We start from the raw sequence: 23,420 nt of genomic DNA on the forward strand, positions 1-23,420 counted from the left end.
CAAAACCCATTCAAAACTGGGGAATTATTATCAACCAATTTTACCTTATTTTTGACCAAAGAATCAAAAACAAATAATCAATACAAAAAACAACTTACACAAAATTAGGGATAGTGTCTTCTGATGGAATTTTTCTACCCTAATAAATAATTTTTCAAGGGTGAAAATCTTTTTTTCTACCTTATTAAATAATTTTTCAAGGGTGAAAATCTTTTTTTCTACCTTATTAAATAGTTTTTCAAGGGTGAAAATCTTTTTTTCTACCTTATTAAATAGTTTTTCAAAGGTGAAAATCTTTTTTTCTACCCTACTAAATAATTTTTCAAGGGTGAAAATCTTTTTTTCTACCTTACTAAATAGTTTTTCAAGGGTGAAAATGTTTGTTTCTACCATACTAAATAATTTTTCTTGTCAGAAAAGAAGCATTTCTAGTTTACAAAAAGCCATTGCTGACAAGAAAAATAGCTAAAAAAGGCGTTAAAAGACTGTTTTTGTGTTTGTTTATTTTCTAGCAATCGCTTTTAAACACCATAATTGCAGATGAATAATTAACCAAAGTAAGCGACAGAAAAGGCTTGAAATATTAAAGAACCTCATTAAATTGAAGCGAATAATACTTTTAAACAATTGAATCATCATGAAAATTAATCATCGTTTTTTAGCACTTTCTTTGTTGTTTAGTACTTTGATAAACAATTACTTACATGCACAAAGTTGGGAGGTAATTTATCCTGAAAACAATTGTACCAATCGACACGAAAATTCGTTAACAGCCATTGGCGATAAAATAGTTTTATTTGGTGGTCGTGGTATAAAATCAACCGATGTATTTGATACCAAGACCCAAACTTGGACGAAATTTGCTGACACTCCTCTTGAAATATCCCATTTACAAGCTGTTACGTATCAAAACGAAGTATATGTGGTTGGAGCAATGACGGGTAATTATCCACATGAAATGCCTATTCCTAATATTTATATTTTTAATCTTCAAAAAGGAGAATGGAGAAAAGGTCCTGAAATTCCAAAAGATAGATTAAGAGGCTCTGCGGGTTGTGTAGTCTATAAAAATAAAATTTATTTAGTTTGTGGTATTCAAGATGGTCATTGGGACGGTCATGTTGCATGGTTAGATGAATATGATCCACATAAAAATACTTGGCGTAAGCTTGCAGACGCTCCTCATCTTCGTGACCACGTGAGTGCAGCCGTTGTTAAAGGAAAATTATATTTGGCTGGAGGCAGACGTTCAACAGCAAAGATTAACCAAGTATTAAACCTGACAGAAGCTACTGTAGATGTGTATGATTTTAAAGAGAATACTTGGGAAACACTGCCCGAAAACTTAAACATTCCTACACAAAGAGCTGGTTGTTCAGCAGTAGCACTAGGGAATAAGGTTTTAATCATTGGCGGAGAAAGTCCAGTACAAGTACCAGCCCATAGCGAAGTAGAAGCTTATGATGTTGATAAAAAAGTATGGTTGAAATACCCAAGTTTAAATCAAGGTCGTCATGGAACAGGTGCTGTTGTGGTAAAAGGGAAGGTTTATACCATTGCTGGTTCAGGAAATAGAGGTGGTGGACCAGAGCTAAATGCGATAGAAGTGTTGAAATAAAATAATAATACCTGCTGAAAACTGAAGAATAGCTGTTTTAAGCAGGTTAATAAGTGAAAATAAACAGTAACAACAATCAAAAATAATTAAAGAGTAAACCTATTTTTTGTAATGGAAAAGATTACCGATTTGTTTCTAAGAGTATATCCTATTGAAGGTGTTTCTAGTAAAAAAAGAGTGTTGTTGCATGTTGTATTTTGGGTATTTCTCTATTTGTCTTTTTGGGTAATTTTTGTTTTACCTACAGCTAGTTTAGGTTACAAATTCACATCAGTAACTTATGTTTCTACACTTAACATGATTATGTTTTATGCAATCATCTACTTAATCTTACCAAGTTGGGAATCTAATGGAATTAAAAAATATGTCATAACATTTTTGGGTACAGTTACTATTCTTTTAATAATGGCTGTACTTTCATATTTAAGGGTTAAGATAGTTGTTGAAAATAAGTGGTTAATTTATCAGTTATCTAGTGATAAATATTGGAGAAATTATTACAATGAAGGAGTATGGTATTTTTTTAAAACTAGAGATATGATTGGTTATACCTTAGAAATCCTTCTCACCGCTTTACCAGCCTTTTTTATTAAACTTACTCGTTCATTGGCTAAAAGTGTTTCTGAAAAGAAGCAAATAGAAATTGATTATTTAAGAGCCCAAATTAATCCTCATTTCTTAACAAATACACTTAATAATATTTATAGTCTTACTATTACAGAAGATAAACGTAATGGTGATGCAATATTATCGTTATCAAGTTTGTTAGATTATGTACTTTATGAATCTAATCAACAAACAATAAGCTTGGAAAGAGAAGTAAATTTCTTAACGAATTTTATAGCATTAGAGAAAATTAGAAATACCAAAAGACTGGAAGTAAGTTTTGATATAGAAGGAGAAATTAATGGGAATATTCCGCCGATGATACTCATTACTTTTGTTGAAAATGCTTTTAAACACAGTATTGGAGATTTGAAATCAAAATGTTTCATTAAAATACAATTAAAAGTTATTGATAAGTATTTATTGTTCAAAGTGGAAAATAGTAAATCGAACATTATATCAATAAATAGAAAGAATACCTTTGGAGGCATAGGCTTAAATAATGTAAAAAAACGTTTATCAACACTTTACCCAAATACTCACACGCTTGAAATTAATGATGAAAAAGACTGTTATTCGATTGCTTTAAAGTTAGGTTTATCATAGAAACATAAAGTAACATCTCAAAGCTCTCTTTTTTGATTTCATCCCCTTCACGCTTTCTTCAAGCCTAATTTCCAATTTTTAGTATATTTGTGGATATTGTAAATTGTAAAAAATACCAACAGACAATTCTTTATCAGATTCCTTACATCAATGAATATCAAAAAAGACATAGTAATGAGGCTCCGCTTCGTGTTTTTGCTAATCCTTTGCTTTGCTGGAGGTATCATTTGGCGTATTGTTCAATTGCAAAATATCGAAGGTGAAAAATGGCGTAAAGCATCTAGTCTCAGATATGTTAGTGAAAGAACAATTGAAGCTGTTCGTGGAAATATTTATGCAGACGATGGCAGTTTGTTGGCTACTTCTTTGCCTAAATATCGTTTAGGATTTGATCCGCTCGTTTCTTTATCTGATAAAAACAAAGCCATTTTTGAAGATGGAATCGAAGAACTCTGTAAAAAACTCTCTAATTTTTATGGCGATAAAGATTGGAAAGATTATTACTCCATGATTAGTTTGGCTCGTCATGAAAAAGACCGCTACATGCTTTTAAACAATTCATTGATTGATTTTCAAGATGTAAAAATGATGAAGAAATGGCCTATTTTCAAAGAAGGAAAGTACAAAGGTGGAGTAGTTTTTGAAAAAGTAAATGTGCGTTATAATCCTTTTGGGAAAATGGGTTTTCGTACCATTGGTTATAAAAAAGACAAAGAAAAAGTAGGAATTGAAAACAGTTTTGATGCTCAATTAGCAGGAGTACCCGGTAAAGGTATTTTTGAGAAAATCGGACAAGGAAGTTTTCGCCCAATAGATGGCGGAGAAGAAGCTATTCCTATTCCCGGCTTAGATATTCACACAACCATTAATGTCAATATTCAAGACGTTGCAGAAAGTTCTTTATTAAGAGCTTTGAAAAGGTCGGGTGCAGATAAAGGTTGCGTAGTTGTGATGGAAGTAGCCACTGGGGAAATTAAGGCAATGACCAATCTTACCAGAATGCGTGATACTTCTAATTATGCCGAAACTTATAATCATGCAGTTTTAGGTTTGACAGACCCAGGTTCTGTATTCAAATTAGCCTCGATGGTTGCTCTGATGGAAGAATGGAATTTATCAAATACCGAAATGGTAAATACAGAGAATGGAGAAATGAAGATTGGAGATAAAATATTGAAAGATGCCAAAATAGGAGGCTATGGAAATATTACAGCCCAATCTGTTTTTGAACACTCTTCAAATGTTGGTACTGCCAAATTGATGTTAAAGTATTTTGGGAAAGGAAATGAAAAGAAGTATTACAAAAAATTACATGATTTTCATTTAGACCAACGCTTGAATTTCCAATTAAGACCTGATGCTGTTCCAAGAATTAGTCCACCTAAAAAAGGAGACATTACAGGTTTACCTTGGAATTCTATCGGTTATGGAATGTCGTTGACTCCCCTGCAAATGTTAACCTTTTATAATGCCATTGCCAATGATGGCAAATGGATTCAGCCCATTATCGTAAAAGAAACTAGAGTAGCAGACAGAGTTGAAGATGATTTCAAATTAAAACAAGAAGTAGATGAAAATCCGATTTGTTCAGCAGAAACACTAAAAAAAGTAAGAAAGATGCTTGAAGGTGTGGTTGAAAGAGGAACAGCATCGAACATCAAAAATGATTTATATAAAATTGCAGGGAAAACAGGTACTTCACAAAAACTAATCAATGGCAAGTACCGTAAAGGAATGTATTATACTTCATTTATTGGTTATTTCCCTGCGGATGCACCCAAGTATAGTTGTGTTGTAGCGATTGATAATCCGAGAGGTGTAAAAAGAGAAGCACTTTTTGCAAGTGATGCTTCTGCACCAGTATTTAAAGAAATAGCTGATAAGATTTATGCTTGTGATATTCAAATGCACAAACTATTAGCAAAAAATGATAATGTAGGAGTAAAGCTTACAAGTCAAAAACAAATAGTTCATACTTCGGACATCAAAGCAATTAATGAAGAATTGGGTATTGAAAGAAAACCAGTTAATGAAGGATGGGCTGTGATGGAAGCTGAAAATGGCAGAGTACAATACAAAGAACACAGTAATCCTAAAAATAAAGTACCAGATTTAAGAGGAATGTCTTTAAGAGATGCCATCTATATCTTAGAAAACAAAGGTTTTAAAGTAAGTTATTCTGGTTTCGGGAAAGTGCAGAGTCAATCCATTCCTCCAGGAGTATTTGCTGCCAAGAATAGAACCATTGGTTTAGTATTGAATTAAGAGGGAAAAAGTGATTAGTAAATAGTGATTGGTGATTAGAATTTAAGGGCGAATAAGTGTTAAAATATTGAAATTAAGTTGATTTTGATGATACTTAATTCTGTAAGATTGCTTATTAAGGATTGATAAATTAACATTTGTATTAATTTATCAATATCTAGTTGTTGCTAATAATCAATCAAGTAAAAAAAAACTAATCACTATTTACTAATCACTTCTTACAAAGATTAAAAACAAAATTTCTTTTAAATATTTATCATGCAAATCCTGTCCAATCTTTTAAAAAATATTAAAACGATTACCATCGTTGGTGATTCGTCAGTAGAAGTATCTTCAATTATTATTGACTCTCGTGTAGTAACCGAAGGCTCAATGTTTGTTGCTTTAAAAGGAACACAAGTAGATGGTCATACTTTTATTGAAAAGGCAATTGGATTGGGAGCGAAATCAATTCTTTGTGAAGATTTACCTGAAGTACAAATTGAAAACGTTACTTATATCCAAGTAAAAGACGCTTCAGAAACTTTGGGTTATGTAGCTTCAGCATTTTATGGTAATCCTTCGGAGAAATTAAAATTAGTTGGTATCACAGGAACTAATGGAAAAACAACAACCGTGATGTTATTATTCAGTTTGTTTCGTCAATTAGGTTATCGTTGTGGATTGATTTCAACGGTACAGAACCAGATTGATGAAGAAGTAATTCCTTCAACACATACTACTCCCGATGCCGTAAGTTTGAATAAACTTTTGGCAGAGATGGTACACGCTGGCTGTACCCATGCTTTTATGGAAGTAAGTTCGCATTCAGTTGTACAACATCGTATTACAGGAGTAACTTTTGCAGGAGCAATTTTCTCGAACATCACACACGACCATCTTGATTTCCACGGAACATTCGATAATTATATCAAAGCCAAAAAAGGTTTTTTTGATGCTTTACCCAAAACAGCTTTTGCGTTAATCAATGTAGATGACCGTCGTGGTTCGGTAATGGTTCAAAATACAAAAGCAAGTATCAAAACGTATTCTTTAGAAACGCTTGCCACCGTAAAAGGCAGAATTGTTTCCGACAGTATTTATGGATTACAAATGGAAATTGATGGACGAGAAATCCATTTTCAGCTTATCGGTACTTTCAATGCTTATAATTTAATGGCGATTTATGGGGCGGCTACTTTATTAGGCGAAGATCCTGACGAAGTATTAGTTCAAATGTCTGGTTTGAAAACCGCACCGGGGAGATTTGAACAAATCGTTTCAATCAAAGATAGAAAAGTAGGCATCGTAGATTATGCCCATACGCCCGATGCTCTTGAAAATGTGTTGAAAACTATCAAGCAAATCAAAGGAGATGACCAACAAATAATTACTGTAGTAGGTTGCGGAGGGAACAGAGATGCTACCAAGCGACCAATCATGGCAAAAATTGCTTGTACTTTATCTAACAAAGTAATTTTGACTTCCGATAATCCAAGAAAGGAAGACCCATTGGAGATTTTAGCACAAATGCAAAAAGGTGTTCCTCCGATTGATTTCAAGAAAACGAAAACCATTGAAGATAGAAAAGAAGCCATTTTTTATGCAGTAAATACTTTGGCACAAGCAGGAGATATTATTTTAGTAGCTGGAAAAGGTCATGAAACGTACCAAGATATTCAAGGAGTGAAATACGATTTTGATGATAGATTAGTCTTGAAAGAAGCTTTCGGGAACTAATAGAAGTTTTCAACAAAAGAGATGTAGGATTAGCAAGTCAATATTGCTTTAAAACAGAATAACATTAGTAAATTTGCTTCTATTTTTATTTTAAAAGAGCTATTTGAGTCTGTCCTCATAATTTTTCGCCATCATTCTAACCAAATTATTATGCTTTATTATCTATTTGATTATTTAGATAAACACTTCAATTTCCCAGGAGCTGGATTATTTCAATACATTACTTTCCGTGCTTTTGCAGCGGTAATTACCTCTTTGGGAATTGCGGCTATATGGGGAAAAACGGTTATTAATTTACTTAGAAAATTACAAATTGGCGAAGCCATCAGAGATTTAGGTTTAGAAGGACAAATGCAAAAAAAGGGTACTCCAACAATGGGAGGATTCATCATTTTGCTTTCATTGATTGTGCCTACACTTTTGTTCGCTAAGCTTGATAATATTTACATCATCTTATTATTAGTTACAGCAGTTTGGTTAGGTGCTGTAGGTTTTATTGATGATTATATCAAAGTATTCAAAAAGAATAAAGAAGGACTTTCGGGAAAATTCAAAATCGTTGGTCAGATTGGTTTAGGTTTAATCGTTGGGCTTACGATGTGGTTCAACGATGGCATTAAAGTACGTTTTTACGAAAAAGCTAAAATTGCATCAAACATTGGTGAAGTTCAGAAATTTACCGATTCAAAAGCCTTGATTTCAACTGTACCTTTCTTGAAAAATAACCAATTTGATTACAGCTATTTGATTCCAGATTTTTTAGGATTAGATGAATATACTTGGGTAGTTTATGTAATTGCAGTGATTTTTATCATTACGGCGGTTTCGAACGGAGCCAATATTACAGATGGTATTGATGGATTAGCCGCAGGAACTTCTATGATTATCGGAATTGGTTTAGCAGTCTTAGCTTACGTTTCTGGTAATAAAGTATTTTCACAGTATTTGAATGTAATGTTTATTCCTAATTCAGGAGAGTTAGCGGTGTTTTGTGCCGCCTTTGTTGGGGCTTGTATTGGCTTTTTATGGTACAATTCATTCCCAGCACAAGTATTTATGGGCGATACTGGTAGCTTAATGTTAGGCGGAATTATCGCTACTTTAGCCATTGTAATCAGAAAAGAATTGTTGATACCTGTGCTTTGTGGTATTTTCTTGATAGAATTACTCTCCGTAATTATGCAGGTGAGTTATTTTAAATACACAAAAAAGAAGTTTGGAGAAGGACGAAGGATTTTTCTGATGTCGCCATTACATCATCATTTTCAGAAAAAAGGCTACCATGAAGCCAAATTGGTAACCCGTTTCTGGATTATCTGTATTCTTTTAGTGGTAATATCAGTAGTAACCTTGAAATTACGATAGTATCTAAAGAACTGGTTTCACAAAAAACACTTTCGATTTTCCGAAAGTGTTTTTTGTTTTTTACCTACAATAAACGTTTTTCTTAATTCACATGAATATACGACCATTCGTAAAAACTTTCTGGATTTTGTAATGAGACAAAAAACTAATTTGTAATTTTGACGTTATTAATTTGTAAAGTTTAGTCAATAAAGCTTACCAATACAGTACAGCAAATTAGCGAGATTACATTAAGTTTGTTTTGTATTGAGATGGCGTACACATAAATGGTAAGTTGAAATACTTATGTAATTTTATCCTTTTAGTAAATCATAGCATATCATGTTAATAAAGATCATCCTCATCATTTTATTTATCATATTCATTTTTCCAAGTTTGTTAAAATGGGCTTTTAGAGGATTTGTGGTTTCTCAAATCAATAAAGCACAGCAAGACTTTCAGCAACAACAACGTACTCAACATTCGTCTAATCATACAAATAAAAGAGAAGGACAAATTGACGTTGATTATGTGCCTACTAAAAAAGGAAAAGGAACTGAAAACTTCAATGGAGGTGAATATATAGATTATGAAGAGGTAAAGTAAGCCTCTTCGCTACACTTATGTTGATGAATTTTATCATCTTATAACAAACAGAGGTATTCGTATCATTATTCTTCTGATTTGTCTAAAATCAAGATTAAAAATTTTGATTTCATGATAAAAATTGTATTTTTGTTAAACGTGAATTTGTACTTTTTGTGGAATTAAGCCCAAAACATATTCTTTTTTGCATTAAATGCACATTTTTGATACTTTTTTTCATCAAAACAAATCCAACATCTGCGAGCAAAAATAGTACTAATCTAAGTTTTTTTGTTGATGAACATAGCCCTGTTCTAAACAATAATTCAATATTATCTTCAAGTGCTTTTTCTAAAATGACTGGTTTTTCATACCAGAATAATAATATCTCATCAAAGCGATATAAATCATTAAAAGCCTTACGGAATCATGCTTACTTTTTCTCATTAGAAAAACTCATCTTGGGTTTTGATGATTCAGATTTGGATGATGACGAACAACAAGTTCAAAAAAAAACAAAGACTTCAAAACGTAATAGAACAGCTTGTATTGGTAATATTTTTAGCCCAGCTGATGCTTTTATATTTGATATTAATAATCTTCTTGAGACTAAAAGTAATTTCATCTACAAAGATGGGCATTACCTTGAGGTCGTTATTTTATTCCACTCACCACCTCCAGAATACTCCCTTTTTTTAGTGGCTTAGTATTCCAAAAACTTTCTTAAAAATTTGTGTTAATGATTGATAGATCCTTCGTCCATTACGAAGATTTATCGGTATGGCTATTCTTTTTTGAGAGATTTTGATCCGTAAAATCTTAATGTATTGTAAAACTGAAAACTCATTCAGTATCTACGAAACTCCTAAAAAAGTTTCCTGATAGAGTATTGATTTTTTTTGATAAAACATCTCACTTTTTAGTGAGGAAGACTTTATTGGGTTTTTGCCTAAAGCACTCTAATTACCCAAATGTATTTATTCACTTAATTTATTTATGTAATGAAAAAAGTATTCATGCTTACATGCTTCAGTGCTGTTTTATTGATGACGGCATGTTCAACAAACAAAGAAAGTAAAGAAAAACAAGAAGAATTTCCGACGACTAACCCAATCGTCATTGATACAGAGTACAACAATGATTATGTATCAGATATTAACGCTATCAAGAATGTAGAGATTCGTGCAAGAGTAAAAGGTTATATCGAAAAAATCTATGTGGACGAAGGGAAGTTTGTAAAGCAAGGACAAGTATTATTTAGCATCAGCAGTCAAGAATATAAAGAAGAAATCTTGAAGGCAAAAGCGCTATTAAAAAGTGCTATTGCTGAAGCAAAAGCAGCAGAACTTAATTTGCAAAACGTAAAATTGTTGGTTGACAAAAATGTAGTTTCTAAAACAGAATATGAAATGGCAAAAGCTAAATTAGACGCTTTAAATGCCAGAATAGAAGAAGCACAATCACATGAAACAAGTGCTAAATTAAAATTATCATTTACAGAAATCAAAGCACCATTTGATGGTATTGTTGATAGAATTCCGAACAAAATAGGAAGTTTAATCGACGAAGGAACATTACTAACCACGATTTCAGACAACCAAGAAGTATTTGCTTACTTCAACGTATCTGAAAAAGAATATTTAGAGTTTGCTAAAACTATCAGAGAATCCGCAAAAAGCGAAGTTTCCCTGATTTTGGCGAATAACGAAACACATAATTATAAAGGAAATATTGAAACGATTGAGGGAGAGTTCGATAAAAATACAGGAAGTATTGCTTTTAGAGCAAGATTTTCTAATCCAGAAAAAATATTGAAACATGGTTCAAGTGGTAAAGTAAGAATTAAGAATAATGTAAAAGGTGCTTTAGTGATTCCACAGAAATCAACATTTGAAATTCAAGATAAGATTTTTGTGTATGTGTTGGATAAAGACAATAAAGTACAAACTAGAAGTATTGTGCCAAGGTTGAGAATCCCACATTTATATGTCATAGAATCAGGCGTTACAACGAGTGATAGAATTATTTATGAAGGTATTCAGAATGTGAAAGATGGTATGAAAGTTATTCCAGAAATGATTTCGATGACAAAAATTATTGATGATTTAAGAAATAAGTAATCATCATCTTTCAAGCTGTAATCGACATTATCAGTATTGAAATGTTTCGATTAAATATCTTTCATCAATCCAAAGACGCAAAAATATGTTTACAACATTCATCAATAGGCCAGTGCTGTCAATCGTAATTTCCCTGATAATTTTATTATTAGGGCTTTTAGCAATGACACAACTGCCAGTTACACAGTTCCCAGATATTGCACCACCAGCAGTAACGGTAACAACAAAATATACAGGTGCTAATGCCGAAGTATGTGCCAAAGCAGTAGTTACACCTTTAGAGCGTGCCATCAATGGTGTTCCAGGAATGACTTATATGACATCCGTTTCAGGTAATGACGGAACAAGTATCGTACAAGTATATTTTCAAGTAGGTACAGACCCAGATTTAGCAGCAGTAAACGTGCAAAACAGGGTTTCAACAGTTTTGGATGAATTACCCGAAGAAGTAATTAAAGCGGGGGTTTCTACCGAAAAAGAAGTAAACAGTATGTTGATGTACCTAAACATCATGACGAGTGATACTACTGCGGATGAGAAATTCTTGTACAATTTTACCGACATCAATATTCTTGCTGAATTAAAAAGAATTGATGGAGTAGGTTTTGCCGACATCATGGGGCAACGTGAATACTCTATGCGTGTGTGGTTAAAACCAGATAGAATGACAGCCTACAATGTTTCGGCAGAAGACATCATGAATGCTTTGAGAAGCCAAAACGTTGAAGCTGCACCCGGAAAAATTGGAGAAAGTTCTGGTAGAAAAGCGCAGTCATTGCAGTATGTACTACGTTATACAGGGAAGTACACAAAAATTGAACAGTACGAAAATGTAATTATTAAGGCAAATCCTAATGGAGAAATACTTCGATTGAAAGAAGTTGCAGATATAGAATTTGGCTCGCTAGATTATGACGTACTTTCTAAAGAAAATGGGAAACCATCTGCGGCGATTATCTTGAAACAAAGACCGGGTTCAAATGCCAGTCAAGTAATTGCAAATGTAAAGAAAAGAATGGCTGAGTTGAAAGTAGCAACTTTCCCTCCTGGAATGGACTATAACATCAGTTATGACGTTTCTCGTTTCTTGGATGCTTCTATTCACGAAGTAATCAAAACGCTTATCGAAGCCTTTATTTTAGTGGCTTTGGTTGTATTTATCTTCTTACAAGATTTCCGTTCTACTTTGATTCCTGCCTTGGCTGTACCCGTTTCGTTGATTGGTACTTTCTTCTTTATGCAGATTTTCGGGTTTTCAATCAACCTTTTAACCCTTTTTGCCTTGGTATTGGCGATCGGGATTGTTGTTGATAATGCCATTGTGGTGGTAGAAGCTGTGCATGCAAAAATGGAAACAGAGCATCTGGATGCCAGAGAAGCAACGATTTCATCTATGAATGAAATCAGTGGTGCGATTGTAGCGATTACTTTGGTAATGACAGCCGTGTTTATTCCTGTAGCATTTTTATCTGGTCCAGTTGGGGTTTTCTATCGACAGTTTTCCATAACCATGGCGATTGCCATCGTAATTTCTGGAGTAAATGCCTTAACATTAACGCCAGCACTTTGTGCCATAATGTTGAAAAACAATCATGGAAAGCCTAAAAAAGTAACCTTAGTAAGCAGATTCTTTGATCAGTTCAACAAGAAATATGATGGTTTGTCGGACGGATATAAATCGTTATTAGGTTCAATAGCCAATAGAAGAGTCGTTACTTTCTTGATGTTAATTTTCTTTATTGGTGCTACTTGGGGAACAAATATCTTTTTGCCATCTGGCTTTATCCCAACAGAAGACCAAGGTACAGTTTATGCCAACGTAACTACTCCGTCAGGTTCAACCGTTGAAAGAACAGAAGCCGTAATGGATGAAATTCAGAAGGCAACAACAGAAATTGAAGCCGTAGAATCAATCTCTACTTTATCAGGTTTTAGTTTGTTGACAGATGGTTCTGGAGCTTCTTTCGGGATGGGTATGATTAACCTAAAAGCTTGGGAAGAAAGAAAAGAATCCGTAGATGATGTAGTGGAAATTTTGAAAGAAAAAACCAAAAATATCAAAGATGCGAGTATTCAATTTTTCCCACCGCCAGCAGTGCCAGGTTATGGTAATGCCAGTGGTTTTGAATTAAGAGTACAAGACAGAACAGGTAGTGGCGATTTACAAAAACTTCAAAAAGTAACCGAAACTTTTATCGAAGAATTGAACAAAAGACCAGAAATTCAGAATGCTTTTACCAGTTTTGATGCGAGTTTTCCACAATATTTAATCAATGTGGATAACGATAAAGCGGCACAAAAAGGCGTTTCCGTGAATAATGCGATGGACAATTTACAGTCTTTGATTGGTAGTTTCTATGCAACAAACTTTATTCGTTTTGGACAAATGTATAAAGTAATGATTCAAGCATTACCAAAATACCGTGCGCAACCTGATGATATTTTAAGAATGTATGTGAAAAATGACAAAGGTGAAATGGTCCCTTATTCTGCTTTTATCAGAGTAGAACGAGTTTATGGACCAGAACAATTGACTCGTTATAATATGTACACTTCAGCGATGATTAATGGTGAACCTGCTCCAGGTTTCAGTAGTGGAAAAGCCATTGAAGCCATCAAGGAAGTAGCCGCAGAAAAACTTCCTAAAGGATATACTTATGATTGGTCGGGGATGACAAGAGATGAAATTTTATCGGGCGACCAAGCGATTTATATTTTTATTATTTGTTTAATCTTCGTTTATCTTTTATTGGCTGCCCAATACGAAAGTTTCTTATTGCCAATTCCAGTAATTCTTTCTTTGCCAACTGGTATATTCGGTGCATTCGCTTTACTCTTAGTTTTAGGTTTACAAAACAATATTTATGCACAAGTAGCCCTTGTCATGTTGATTGGTCTATTGGGTAAAAATGCCATTTTGATTGTAGAGTTTGCCATTTTAAAACAAAAAGAAGGGCGTACTCCACTTGAAGCCGCAATTGAAGGAGCAGTATCAAGATTAAGACCCATCTTAATGACTTCTTTTGCTTTTATTGCGGGATTAATTCCTTTGATGACAGCCTCTGGTGCTGGTGCAATTGGTAACAGAACCATCGGTTCGGCAGCAGCAGGTGGTATGCTTTTCGGGACGGTTTTTGGTGTAATTATTATTCCAGGATTGTACGTGATTTTTGCAACAATGGCACTGAAAAAAACTAAGAAAAATAAGGAAGAATTAATTCTTAATTAGAAAATGATGATTAAACTAAAATATTATTTACTCTCTTTTGGGCTTTTCTTGGCATTGATGTTTACAAATTGTAAACCCCTGAAAACCTACAAACAGCCTTCGTTGAAGGCAATGCCTGAATCTTATAACAGTAAAAAGGATTCAACCAACGATGCTGCGATTAATTGGAAAAGCTATTTTACAGATGAAACGCTGATTGCTTTGATTGACACAGCTTTGACCAATAATATAGATTTGTTAATGACTTTGCAAAAAATTGAAATGGCACAACAGCAACTCAATTTTGCAAAAGTATTAGGGAAACCATTTGTAAGTGCTGGTGTTTCTGTCGGACAAAAAAGATTTGGAAAATATACGATGGATGGAGTGGGTAACTACGATACCAATTTTTCAAATAATATTACCGAAGACCAAAAAATGTCAGAGCATCTTCCTGATTTTAATATTGGTTTGCAAAGTTCTTGGGAAGTTGATATTTGGGGTAAATTACGCAATAAAAAAATGGCAGCCATTGCTCGCTATTTAGCAAGTGTTGAAGGTAAAAACTGGATTATTACTAATTTGATTTCAGAAATTTCAGCAAGTTATTATAGTTTAATTGCTTTAGATAACGAACTAGACATTATCAAAGAAACCAGAAACCTACAATTAAATGAGTTGCAAATTATTAAAGCTCAAAAGGAAGCAGGTTATGCCAATGAGTTAGCCGTAAAACAATTTGAATCTAGAATTCTCAATACAAGAAGTTTAGAAGTAGAAATTTTACAATCAATTGTTGAAATTGAAAATAAAATCAACTTCTTATTAGCAAGGTATCCGCAACCTATTTATCGTGATAAATTGCAATTTACCAAACCTTTGCCAACGCAAATTCGAATGGGAATTCCGACACAATTATTAAGAAACCGTCCAGATGTGAAAAAAGCAGAGTATGAAGTAATGGCTGCCAAAGCAGATGTTGAAGCAGCACGTTTAGCTTTTTATCCTTCATTAAACATCAATGCGAATCTTGGATTTCAAACCTTTAATCCTGCTTATGTGGTTTCTCCACAGTCAATCGCCTATAATCTTTTAGGTGGTTTATCGGCTCCAGTAATCAACAGAAAAGGATTAAATGCAGATTTCGGTATGGCGAATGCCATTCAAACTGAAGCTTTGTATAATTACCAAAAGAGTATCATGGGTGCTTATACAGAGGTTTATAATGAGATGTCGAACATTAAAAATCTTAATTTAATTCAGGATTTGAAGAGTCAAGAAGTACGGATTTTAACAGAATCTATCGTTACTTCTACCGATTTATTTAAAACAGGTAGAGCAACTTATTTAGAGGTTTTAATCACACAAACCAATGCTTTACAAGCCAGAATCGAATTGATAAATGTTAAAAAACAACAATACGATGCCGTTGTGAATATTTACAAAGCATTAGGTGGAGGTTGGAGATAAATTATTTAGGGATTCTTCCTAGAGGAAAATTTTCATCAAGGAAGAATCCCATCTACAAAACCTTGAAATGTTAATGAATGGTATTTTTGAGAAAATAGCGAAGGAAATGTTTCCAAATAAATTCCTTAAATTCGTATCATCAATAAATTAAAATTACCTTTCATGAAAAAAAATACACTTCTAATCAGCATCTTATGTTTATCAGCTACTTTTTTCCAGACAAATGCTCAGAAAATTGCTGAAAAATATGCTAAAACCATTACGGTAAAAGATTTAAGAAAACACCTTACTTTTATCGCTTCTGATAGTCTGAAAGGACGAGACACAGGTTCGCCAGAACAAAAAGTTGCCGCAGAATATATCGCCAAACAATTCAGTAGTTATGGTTTTAAAGCCCCTGTTAATGGCAAATCTCATCTTCAATCTGTAGATTTAGTAAAACGTGGTTGGGGTGATTTTTACTTAAAAACAAAGAATAAAGAATTCAAATACTTATCAGATTTCATTGCCAACAGCATTTCGCCGATGCCACAAGAAGAAAACTTTGAAACGGTTTTTGTAGGATATGGTATTGAAGATAAAGCGTTGAACGATTACGAAAGCACAAAAGTAAACGGTAAAATCGTAGTCGCTTTTGAGGGCGAACCACGTTTAGCTGATGGAAGTTACTTGATTTCAGGGAATACAGAAATGTCGAAATGGAGTAAAGGCGATGCTTGGAAAGAAAAAATGGCAACTGCCAAAAGTAAAGGAGCAAAGGCTTTATTGTTGATTTCAAAACAAAATGTGGAGGAGTTTGAAAAAGTAATTAAGCAACGCCAAACAATGCTGAAGCGTTTTGGAAACGCAAGAATTAGTTTTACTGAAGACAAAGACCCACAAAGTTCTGATTTCGCTGTTTTGACAGTTGGACCAACAATGGCAGCTGACTTTTTCAATACTACTGTTGCTGAATTAAGTATTTTGAAAGAAAAAGCAATTACTAAAAGTGTTGCTAATCAATTAGAAAAGCAATCTGTTAAGATTAAAATTGAAAGAACTGTTCAGCCTGTTGAAACTTATAACGTATTAGGATATTTAGAAGGAACGGATAAAAAAGACGAATTAGTGATTGTTACTTCTCATTATGACCACGTAGGAGTAACCGATGGAAAAATCTATAATGGTGCTGATGATGATGGTTCTGGAACGGTTTCGGTTTTGGAAGTAGCTCAAGCATTTGGTGAAGCCGCAAAATCGGGAAATAAACCAAGAAGAAGTATGCTTTTCATGACCGTTACTGGTGAAGAAAAAGGCTTGTTGGGTTCTGAATATTATGTAAGACATCCAGTTTTTCCATTGGAAAGTACGGTTTGTGACATCAATATTGACATGGTTGGTAGAACCGACAAAGAACATGAAGGTAAAGGAGATTATATTTATGTAATTGGTTCAGATAAACTTTCTTCGGAACTGCACGCTTCTTTGATTGAGCAAAATGCAAAGCATAATCCAATTGATTTAGATTTCCGTTTCAACGACCCGAACGACCCAAATCGTTTTTATTACCGTTCAGATCACTACAATTTTGCCAAAAATAAAATTCCTGTAGCGTTTTTCTTCAATGGTGTGCACGACGATTATCACCAACCTACAGACGATGTTGAGAAAATAGAATTTGACAAAATGGAAAAAAGAGCTAAATTGATTTTCTATTTGACTTGGGATGTTGCTAATCGTGATAAGAGACTCGTTGTAGATTCAGATAAAAAATAAGTTTTTCTTCCATCCATTTTACGTTAATTTAGTAAATCTAGGCTTCAATTTGTGAATAAATATTCCAGATTGAAGCCTAGATTTATTCGTTTATTTATGAAAAAATACTTCTTTTTTCTGCTAATGCTATTCAGTGCTGTTTCTGATGAATTAACAGTTACTTATTTTGCCAATACAATTTCCATAGAAAACCTACATAAACATTTAAGCTTTTTGGCAAGTGATAGTTTGAGAGGTCGCCTGACGGGTTCAAAAGAACAAAAAATTGCCGCTGATTATCTCGCAAAATATTTTCAAGAAAATGGATTGAAAGCAATTGTCACACAGAATACTTCCGATTCTTCATTTTTTCAGTCGTTTTACATTAAAAAGTATTTTGGAGGACAACACAGTATTATGTTGAACCCTACGAATAAAATGCGTCGAGCAAAGAATGTAATTGCTACTGAAAACGTAATGGGCTTTCTGGAAGGAACAGATAAAAAGGATGAAGTATTGGTTATCTCTGCACATTACGACCATATCGGTACAAAAAATGGAATAGTATTCAACGGAGCAGACGACGACGGTTCTGGAACAGTAGCGATGATGGAAATGGCGAGAGTATTTTCAGCAGCAAAAAAGCAAGGGAAAAGTCCAAGAAGAAGTATTTTATTTATCGCCTTTGCAGGGGAAGAATACGGACTTTTGGGTTCAGAATATTATACTGAAAAACCAGTTATTCCACTCAAAAACACTGTTTGTGATTTGAATATTGATATGATTGGAAGAATTGATGACTTCCATGCCAATCAAAAAGATTATGTTTATTTGATTGGTTCGGATAAAATTTCTCAACAACTTCATGCCCTAAGTGAACGCAATAATGAGCTTTTTACAAAGTTGACATTAGACTATAGTTATAATTCAGAATCGCATCCACAACAATTATACTATCGCTCAGACCATTATAATTTTGCCAAAAACAAAATTCCTATCATTTTTTACTTCGATGGCGAGCATCCAGACTATCACCAATCTACCGATGATGTCGATAGAATAGATTTTGAACTACTCAAAAAAAGAACCCAATTGGTGTTTTACACTGCATGGGAAATTGCTAATCGAGATGGGAAATTAGATTAATGATTGACCAAGAATTGCTTTTTCAATTACTTCTGGAAAATGTTTATGTTCTAGCACTTGTCCCTTTTTAGCCACATCCTCGGGCGAATCTGTAGGTAATACAGGATAAGATGCTTGGAAGATAATAGCCCCTTCGTCGTAATGTTCGTTTACCAAATGAATAGTAATGCCCGATTCTGTTTCTTTATTTTCAACCACAGCTTCATGCACAAAATGCCCGTACATACCTTTTCCACCAAATTTTGGTAAAAGTGCTGGATGAATATTGATAATTTTATTCGGAAAAGCTTCTACAATATTTTTAGGAACAAGCCATAAAAAGCCCGCTAGAATTACCCAGTCTATCTCATTCTCTTTCAAAATATCAACTACTTCGCCAGATTTGAATTGTTGGCGATTGAACATTACCAAAGGAATATTTAATCGTTCGGCTCTTTGAATAACACCAGCTTCTGGATTATTACAAAGAAATAGTTTTACGTTGATTTCAGTTGAATCTGAGAAATATTCAACGATGCGTTCGGCATTTGAGCCTGAACCAGAAGCGAAAATGGCAATATTTTTAGACAAAACAGATTGGTTTTAACAAATTTGAAACAAATTTAAGCATAGATTTACAACCTAACTCAACTTTTCTACGTCTTTGTTGAAACTAAATATCTAAATCATGAAAAAGAATCTTTATCGTACTTTTGCGGTTGTTTTATTAACAACGCTCATTTGGGCATGTGGTATAACGCTCGACCCAACTCCATTGTGTGGATGTTCGCCAGTTTCTAGTCTGAGTGACATCATGGTTGGGAAATGGAATTTTGTCGGTTATGTCAAAGAAGATAGTTTGGTGATTGAAAAAGAGTTAGTGAAGACAAGCACAGCAAAGTTTCCTGTTGATTTGGAGATAGCTCGTAGTAATACAGCCCAAAATGCCAACGATTTAATAATTAATGGAAAATCAGCTGTTAATACCTATAATGGAAGTATGACTCTAGCTACAAGTACTAGTTGGAGGGATTGGACTGGTTTGGCAAGTGGAAGTCTAGGACAGACCAAAATGGCAGGTTCACCAGCTGAAATGGCTTTTGAATTAAAGTATTTTAATGGTTTATTGGCAAGTGAACAAGTTAAAATTGAAGATGGAATGAATCTTTTACTAAGAATCAAAATTCCCAATGACGAGATGCTTTTTGTAAGAAAACGATAAAATAACAGAGGCGAATGAATTAATTTCATTCGCCTCTGTTATTTTAAAGTTGAGTGGCAATCATTTTTTGTAAAGCCTTTTCTTCCAAATATCCAGTTGAACGCTTCACTTGCTTTCCATTTTTGAAAATGATAAAAGTCGGAATTTCATCTACTTTATAATTTTCTATAATTTTTTTGCTTGCATCAGCATCTACTTTTACAAATTTTACTTTTCCAGTTAATTCTTGTGAAAGTTTATCGACAGTCGGCATCATTTTGATACACGGTCCACACCAAGAAGCAAAAAAGTCTAAAACAACTACCTCATTTTCTTTCAAAATAGTCTCAATTTCTGTTTTAGAGTACCCTTTGGCACTGGTATTTTCTTTTGAACCTTCTACTGGTAAATTACTGGCAGTCCATTTTAAATATCCTCCTTGAAGATCATAAACAGTAGCAAAACCATTTTGCTTCAATACTTCTGCCGCTGCTTTGCTTCTTCCTCCAGATAAACAATATACAAATACTGGTTTAGCCTTATCTAAGGTATTTATCTTTTGAACGAAATCGGGACTACGATAATCAATATTCTGAGCTTTCATCAGATGCCCACCTCCATATTCGCCAGTAGTACGAACGTCTAAAAGCTGTGCATTGCTTGTTTCAGAATATTTTTTCTGAAAATCTTCAGTTGACAAAACTTGTGAGAGGCAATTGCTTATATTTGCAATAGAAAGCACTGTTAAAAATATAAATGTACGAATAATATTTTTCATTATTTTTAGTATTAAAATTAAGTAACTGTGAAAGTATTAGAAAAGTACAAGCAATCTTGAAAAAAGGCTTAAATTTGTTTTCAAGAATTTGAATAAAGTATTCAATTCACTTGAAAATGGTTTTGATTTTCAAAGATTGAATAAATATTTTACTTGAAGAAGAGAGAGTATTATCTAATTTACAAAAATTCCCTCCGTTTATAACCAAAAACAAAATTTACGCAAAATGAGTGCAATTCAACATGTACACGCAAGACAAATTTTGGATTCTCGTGGAAATCCAACAATCGAAGTAGATATCCGTACCGAAGATGGTGCTTTTGGACGTGCCGCTGTGCCTTCTGGAGCTTCAACAGGTATTCACGAGGCCGTTGAATTACGTGATGAGGACAAAAGCGTTTACGTGGGTAAAGGTGTTTTAAAAGCCGTTGAAAACGTAAATACTGCTATTGCTCAAGAATTGTGGGGCTTAGAAGTTTCTGAGCAAAATATGATTGACCGTTTGATGATTGAATTAGACGGAACGCCTAACAAAGGTAATTTAGGAGCAAACGCTATTTTGGGTGTTTCTTTGGCAGTAGCTAAAGCAGCGGCTCAAGAGTCTGGTTTGTCTTTATATCGTTATATTGGTGGTGTTAATGCTAACACTTTGCCAGTACCAATGATGAATATCTTGAACGGTGGTTCTCATGCTGATAACTCAATCGACTTCCAAGAGTTCATGGTAATGCCAGCTAAAGCTGAATCATTCTCACACGCTTTGCGTATGGGTACTGAAGTATTCCATGCTTTGAAAGGCGTATTGAAATCTAAAGGATATTCAACTAACGTAGGTGATGAAGGTGGTTTTGCACCAAACATCAAGTCTAACGAAGAGGCTATCGAAATCGTTTTACAATCAATCGAAAAAGCAGGTTACAAACCAGGTGAAGAAATTTTCATCGCAATGGATGCGGCTGCTTCTGAATTCTATAACGAAGAAACTGGTCTTTACACATTCAAGAAATCAGATGGCAAGCAATTGAACAACATGGAAATGGCTGCTTACTGGAAAACTTGGGCAGATAAATATCCAATCATCTCTATCGAAGACGGTATGGCTGAAGATGACTGGGCTGGTTGGAAAGAGCAAACTAAATTGATTGGTAGCAAAGTTCAATTAGTAGGTGACGATTTATTTGTAACTAACGTAAAACGTTTACAAATGGGTATCGAGCAAGGTGTTGCTAATGCTGTATTAGTAAAAGTAAACCAAATTGGTTCTTTAACTGAAACAATCGATACTATCAACTTAGCAAAACGTAATTCATACAAAAATATCATGTCGCACCGTTCAGGTGAAACTGAAGATTCTACCATTGCTGACTTAGCAGTAGCATTGAACACTGGTCAAATCAAGACTGGTTCTGCTTCTCGTTCAGACCGTATGGCAAAATACAACCAATTACTTCGTATCGAAGAAGAATTAGGTGCAAACGCTTACTTCCCAGGATTAAATTTCTAATTGGAATTAACAGATAATAAAAGAGCCTTGCAGAGTTTTTGCAAGGCTCTTTTTGTCTATGGAAGAATGAGGTGTATCGTGTTTAATAATCAGCCATCCCTTTTTTAATTTTATTGATTTTCTTTAGTATGTATGGGTAAGTACTTTTTTTGGTTAAACCTAAATTAAATAGAAGGTCTCCTTGAACATAGGAGCTTGTTGAACTTAACTTTTGGAGGAAAATTTTTATTTCAAAAATATCTCTCATTAGTTTAATATCAGAATTACAATCATTTAGCTTCAATAAATATTCATTGAGTTTTGAAGATGAAAAGCTATTTATTTCAAAATTATTGGACTTTCCTATTCTCAAAATTAATGCAAAAAGATTTCTTTCTAGTATAATTCTCTCTTTGTAGCCAAATCTAAAATTATCTTTAAAAGATTTTTCTATAATATTTTCAATTTCAATAAAAATTTCTTCAATCATTTCTTTCAACGAACTCTTTAATTTTCAATAATGTAACTAAAATTGTGCTTTTTAAACTTTGAGTGTAGATTAAGTTTTTATTGTTATATTCAATACCTCTTTCATATTGTAATTTAATTTTCATCATTTCTTCAAAAATTTCTATGTTTAGAGGTATCTCACTTATAATTTCTTTAGTTACAAGAAAACTATCCAATCTCCCAAACCTAGGTTGTCCCACTTTATGGCAAGCAATAATTGATGCATTTCTTATTAAAGTAAAATATATACTTATGTCAAAACTATCTATAAATCCAATTTTATTTTGAGAGTCCTCCATTTTATTATATATATTAATTATGTAATTTATTTCTGATAAGTGATTTTTGAAACTTTTAAGTTTACTAAAAGTCTTATTGAAGTAGTCGTCTCCATATAAAATTTTGCCTTCTAGTTTTAGATGCCATAAAAATAAAGAGCCGTAGTCTAACATTTTATTTAAAGACGATTCTTTATAAACAGAAAAACTATCAATATCTTTCAAATCGTTATTTTTTCCCAAAACTGTAAGAATTTCATTTTTGGTTATTTCTGATTCATCAAAATTGTCATTAATAATAGCACACAAGTCTATATCGGAACTAGAGTCATTTTGTTTTTTTGCAGTTGACCCAAATAAAATTAAACTTTTAATACGTTCTGTTTTCATGCTATTTTGATATTTTTTTATAAAAAGTAGCAGATAGCAATCCCATATATAATATACCAGTAAAGCTAATTAAGGTCATTAATAATTCACCTTGTGTATTTATTGGTTTTAATGAAATATTAGAAAAATTTACTGATGTAGCAAATGATATTCGTAGGGCTTCAAAAAAATTAATAGAGACGACTTTATTATTAGAAGAGCTATCTGAAAATTCAAGTTTTGATAGAGTAATAAATAGACTATAGAGGAATAATATACAGCTACTCTACCCGAAGGTTTTTGTAAATATTTGATTATGAGACACTTGAATATTTGTCCATTTGGTGAATATATTAATACATTCAGTCCAGAGTTGCATAAAGGTTTTGGTAGGATTCTTT

General features: G+C 33.4%; 18 protein-coding genes. 14 read left to right on the plus strand and 4 right to left on the minus strand.

All coding sequences use genetic code 11. From position 1 onward, the window contains the following. Positions 1-637: 637 nt before the first annotated feature. The 12 genes from VB776_RS23650 (at position 638) to VB776_RS23705 (ending at position 18,421) form a co-directional block, all read left to right on the plus strand. A complete protein-coding gene (locus VB776_RS23650; protein ID WP_323699317.1) occupies positions 638-1,618 on the plus strand; it encodes a Kelch repeat-containing protein in 981 nt (326 codons plus the stop codon). Between the two features lie 111 nt (positions 1,619-1,729). Further along, a complete protein-coding gene (locus VB776_RS23655) occupies positions 1,730-2,830 on the plus strand; it encodes a sensor histidine kinase (RefSeq protein WP_323699318.1) in 1,101 nt (366 codons plus the stop codon). Between the two features lie 150 nt (positions 2,831-2,980). After that, positions 2,981-5,095 (plus strand): penicillin-binding protein, encoded by a 2,115-nt coding sequence (locus tag VB776_RS23660; RefSeq protein ID WP_323699319.1) that lies wholly within the window; start codon positions 2,981-2,983, stop codon positions 5,093-5,095. A gap of 258 nt (positions 5,096-5,353) precedes the next feature. After that, on the plus strand, positions 5,354-6,814 hold the full coding sequence (locus VB776_RS23665; RefSeq protein ID WP_323699320.1) for a UDP-N-acetylmuramoyl-L-alanyl-D-glutamate--2,6-diaminopimelate ligase: 1,461 nt from the start codon (positions 5,354-5,356) through the stop codon (positions 6,812-6,814). A gap of 150 nt (positions 6,815-6,964) precedes the next feature. Further along, positions 6,965-8,179: a phospho-N-acetylmuramoyl-pentapeptide-transferase gene (gene mraY / locus VB776_RS23670; protein ID WP_323257024.1), complete on the plus strand. Its 1,215-nt coding sequence runs from the start codon at positions 6,965-6,967 to the stop codon at positions 8,177-8,179. 321 nt (positions 8,180-8,500) lie between these two features. After that, positions 8,501-8,764 carry a DUF4834 family protein gene (locus VB776_RS23675; RefSeq protein WP_323699321.1) on the plus strand — a complete coding sequence of 88 codons (264 nt, stop codon included), beginning with the start codon at positions 8,501-8,503 and terminating at the stop codon, positions 8,762-8,764. A 203-nt stretch (positions 8,765-8,967) separates the two neighbouring features. Continuing rightward, positions 8,968-9,450: a hypothetical protein gene (locus VB776_RS23680; RefSeq protein ID WP_323699322.1), complete on the plus strand. Its 483-nt coding sequence runs from the start codon at positions 8,968-8,970 to the stop codon at positions 9,448-9,450. A 294-nt stretch (positions 9,451-9,744) separates the two neighbouring features. Then, positions 9,745-10,863, plus strand: a complete 1,119-nt coding sequence (locus tag VB776_RS23685; protein WP_323699323.1) for an efflux RND transporter periplasmic adaptor subunit — start codon at positions 9,745-9,747, stop codon at positions 10,861-10,863. A gap of 85 nt (positions 10,864-10,948) precedes the next feature. Then, on the plus strand, positions 10,949-14,092 hold the full coding sequence (locus tag VB776_RS23690) for an efflux RND transporter permease subunit (RefSeq protein WP_323699324.1): 3,144 nt from the start codon (positions 10,949-10,951) through the stop codon (positions 14,090-14,092). Between the two features lie 3 nt (positions 14,093-14,095). Then, positions 14,096-15,541 (plus strand): TolC family protein, encoded by a 1,446-nt coding sequence (locus tag VB776_RS23695; protein ID WP_323699325.1) that lies wholly within the window; start codon positions 14,096-14,098, stop codon positions 15,539-15,541. Positions 15,542-15,703: 162 nt separating this feature from the next. Beyond that, the gene (locus VB776_RS23700) at positions 15,704-17,296 is read left to right on the plus strand and encodes a M28 family peptidase (RefSeq protein ID WP_323699326.1); all 1,593 of its coding nucleotides are present in this window, start codon (positions 15,704-15,706) and stop codon (positions 17,294-17,296) included. 96 nt (positions 17,297-17,392) lie between these two features. Further along, a complete protein-coding gene (locus VB776_RS23705; protein ID WP_323699327.1) occupies positions 17,393-18,421 on the plus strand; it encodes a M28 family peptidase in 1,029 nt (342 codons plus the stop codon). On the opposite strand, the gene purN is transcribed toward VB776_RS23705, so the two are convergent. Then, positions 18,413-18,991, minus strand: a complete 579-nt coding sequence (gene purN, locus VB776_RS23710) for a phosphoribosylglycinamide formyltransferase (protein ID WP_323699328.1) — start codon at positions 18,989-18,991, stop codon at positions 18,413-18,415. The two genes, VB776_RS23705 and purN, sit on opposite strands and share 9 nt — an antisense overlap. A gap of 97 nt (positions 18,992-19,088) precedes the next feature. On the opposite strand from purN, the gene VB776_RS23715 reads away from it, so the two are divergent. Then, on the plus strand, positions 19,089-19,622 hold the full coding sequence (locus tag VB776_RS23715) for an META domain-containing protein (protein ID WP_323699329.1): 534 nt from the start codon (positions 19,089-19,091) through the stop codon (positions 19,620-19,622). Positions 19,623-19,665: 43 nt separating this feature from the next. Here VB776_RS23715 and trxA read toward each other — a convergent pair whose 3' ends face one another. Then, positions 19,666-20,379: a thioredoxin gene (gene trxA, locus VB776_RS23720; protein ID WP_323699330.1), complete on the minus strand. Its 714-nt coding sequence runs from the start codon at positions 20,377-20,379 to the stop codon at positions 19,666-19,668. 226 nt (positions 20,380-20,605) lie between these two features. Between trxA and eno the strand changes: the two genes are divergently transcribed. Further along, complete coding sequence (gene eno, locus VB776_RS23725; RefSeq protein WP_323699331.1) at positions 20,606-21,883, plus strand: phosphopyruvate hydratase; 1,278 nt, start codon at positions 20,606-20,608, stop codon at positions 21,881-21,883. Between the two features lie 82 nt (positions 21,884-21,965). Here the strand turns inward: eno and VB776_RS23730 are convergent, their stop codons facing one another. Both VB776_RS23730 and VB776_RS23735 read right to left on the minus strand, forming a co-directional pair. Beyond that, positions 21,966-22,352 carry a hypothetical protein gene (locus tag VB776_RS23730; protein WP_323699332.1) on the minus strand — a complete coding sequence of 129 codons (387 nt, stop codon included), beginning with the start codon at positions 22,350-22,352 and terminating at the stop codon, positions 21,966-21,968. After that, positions 22,345-23,100, minus strand: a complete 756-nt coding sequence (locus VB776_RS23735) for a nucleotidyltransferase domain-containing protein (protein ID WP_323699333.1) — start codon at positions 23,098-23,100, stop codon at positions 22,345-22,347. Before VB776_RS23735 ends, VB776_RS23730 begins: the two co-directional genes overlap by 8 nt. Positions 23,101-23,420 lie beyond the last annotated feature (320 nt).

The sequence above is a fragment of the Arcicella gelida genome, assembly GCF_034931025.1.
Classification (GTDB): domain Bacteria; phylum Bacteroidota; class Bacteroidia; order Cytophagales; family Spirosomataceae; genus Arcicella; species Arcicella gelida.